Source organism: Fictibacillus aquaticus (assembly GCF_002245695.1).
Lineage (GTDB): Bacteria > Bacillota > Bacilli > Bacillales > Fictibacillaceae > Fictibacillus > Fictibacillus aquaticus.
The window spans coordinates 1-2,086 of record NZ_NOII01000084.1; the positions used below are offsets into that span (position 1 = coordinate 1).

The following is a 2,086-nucleotide window of genomic DNA, read 5'->3' on the forward strand; positions in this document are numbered from 1 at the left end:
GGTATAATGGATGCCATATGGAACAGATGATGATTCTCCGCAGCCGCAGTCTTTTTTGGTTTTTTTACATCCGCAGTCTTCTTTATATTGCACTAGGGTGTTCCTCCTTTTTAATCCATACCATCATATTCAGGTCAGGAAGACACGCATGTGTACAAACCCATTTCACGCAAAAAAGGGCGGATACCCGCCCTTTTCTTTTAGACTGCTGCCTTATATCCGCTCTTTTCCATATAATCAAAAATCGTTTTCAGACGCGGATTTCCTTCTGCCACAACTTCACCGTCTATCACGACTACTGGATAAAACAAATCTTCTTCTATCATCATTTCGACGAAAGCTGTATCTTCATCCGTTTCAGGTGACTCCATGTTGATATAAGAAATGGTAAAAGATTGCTCCGGAAATTTCCTTGCAATGGCTGCCTCCAGCCATTCTGCCGTTTCTTTAGAAGAAGGCAGATTCACACAGCTTGGGCATTTTTGTTCTGCACCGTATACTTTTATCAAAACTTCTTTTATCGTCATGAAGAACCACCTCTCACACTTCTCTGTTGTTCTTATTTTATCTTATTTTCATTTTTTTCGAAAGGTACAGAAACCGTGATACACGTTCATGGATTTTTTTATTACGTTCCCGTATAATAAAAGTAAGGTTTTTTAAGAAAGGAGCTTGAAACATGGCTGAAAATACGACTATGCATGAACAAGTAGAAGAAGTTCTTGATAAATTGCGTCCATTCCTGCTTCGCGACGGAGGCGACGTCGAGCTAGTGGATATTGAAGAAGGCGTTGTAAAAGTACGTCTTATGGGAGCTTGCGGAAGCTGCCCAAGTTCTACGATCACACTTAAAGCTGGCATCGAGCGCGCTCTTCTTGAAGAAGTACCTGGCGTTGTCGAGCTAGAGCAAGTGTTTTAATCAAATTTAACAAAAAAAGGCTGGCATAATGGGATTTCCCTCTATGCCAGCCTTTTGTTTTGATATATACTCTTCAGTCACCCATCAGCAGCGTAAGCAGCGCTTTTTGTGCGTGCAGCCTGTTTTCAGCTTCATGAAAAACGACAGAGTGTGGACCATCAAGTATCTCAGCTGTTACTTCTTCGCCGCGGTGCGCGGGCAGACAGTGCATGAAGGTGTAATCCTTTTTTGCATGTGCCTCAAGATCGCTGTTCACCTGATAATCAGCAAAAGCTTTAATGCGTTCTTCTGCCTCTTCTTCCTGACCCATGCTTGCCCACACATCTGTGTAGATCACATCACTGCCAGCGACTCCTTTTACAGGATCGGATGTCCATTCAATTACAGAACCTGTCAGCTTGCCTTCCTCTTGCGCAGCCTTGAAAAATCTCTCCTGAGGCTTGTAGCTTTCCGGTGTTACAACAGTACAGTTCATCCCAACCTTTGCTGCGCCCATCATGAGCGAATGCGTCATATTATTGCCGTCTCCGATATACGTCAGTTTTTTACCGTGGAACGAGCCTTTCACTTCAAGGATTGTCAGCAGGTCGGCCAGCACCTGGCATGGATGGAAATCATCCGTCAGTCCGTTGATCACAGGTACTGTACTGTTAGCAGCCAACTCTTCCACGACTGACTGCTTATACGTTCTGATCATGATCCCGTCCACATAGCTCGATAGAACCTTCGCTGTATCAGCGACTGTCTCGCCTCTCCCCATTTGGATATCTCTAGTCGATAAATTTATGGCTTGCCCGCCGAGCTGAATCATGCCAGCCTCGAAAGAAACTCTTGTACGTGTAGATGATTTCTCAAAGATCATCGCAAGGACCTTCCCCTTAAGAAGAGGCTGTCCTGCTTTTCCTTGCTTCTTTAGTTCTCGCGCCAGATTAAGCACATCAAGAATCTCTGCTGTTGTAAAATCTTTCAGCGCCAGAAAATCCTTCTTCTTCAACTTTGGTTTAAACGGCTGAATAAGTCCCATTTTTCATCCCTGCCTTATCTTTTGTATTATGCTGAAGTGCTGTTAAATATGCGGCCGCCGTTTCTGAACGTGTCCAGACATGAAGACGGTTCAGCGCTGCCTCTTTCACGATCTTATCGTCACTCTTTTTCAGGGAAATAACC

The 2,086-nt window shown here is 44.2% G+C and carries 3 protein-coding genes; 1 reads left to right on the forward strand and 2 read right to left on the reverse strand.

Translation table 11 applies throughout. The annotated features are described in order from the left end of the window. Positions 1–200: 200 nt before the first annotated feature. Positions 201–527, reverse strand: a complete 327-nt coding sequence (locus tag CGZ90_RS20030; protein ID WP_094254235.1) for a YuzD family protein — start codon at positions 525–527, stop codon at positions 201–203. 152 nt (positions 528–679) lie between these two features. Between CGZ90_RS20030 and CGZ90_RS20035 the strand changes: the two genes are divergently transcribed. Beyond that, positions 680–919, forward strand: coding sequence for a NifU family protein (locus tag CGZ90_RS20035; RefSeq protein ID WP_094254236.1), 240 nt, complete (start codon positions 680–682; stop codon positions 917–919). Between the two features lie 73 nt (positions 920–992). Here CGZ90_RS20035 and argF read toward each other — a convergent pair whose 3' ends face one another. Then, positions 993–1,943, reverse strand: a complete 951-nt coding sequence (gene argF, locus CGZ90_RS20040) for an ornithine carbamoyltransferase (RefSeq protein WP_094254237.1) — start codon at positions 1,941–1,943, stop codon at positions 993–995. Positions 1,944–2,086: the final 143 nt, after the last annotated feature.

What these genes read in the sequence shown, in the direction of transcription:
- CGZ90_RS20030 (WP_094254235.1), bottom strand. Translation starts at nt 527, where the DNA reads ATGACGATAAAAGAAGTTTTGATAAAAGTATACGGTGCAGAACAAAAA.
- CGZ90_RS20035 (WP_094254236.1), top strand. Translation starts at nt 680, where the DNA reads ATGGCTGAAAATACGACTATGCATGAACAAGTAGAAGAAGTTCTTGAT.
- argF (WP_094254237.1), bottom strand. Translation starts at nt 1,943, where the DNA reads ATGGGACTTATTCAGCCGTTTAAACCAAAGTTGAAGAAGAAGGATTTT.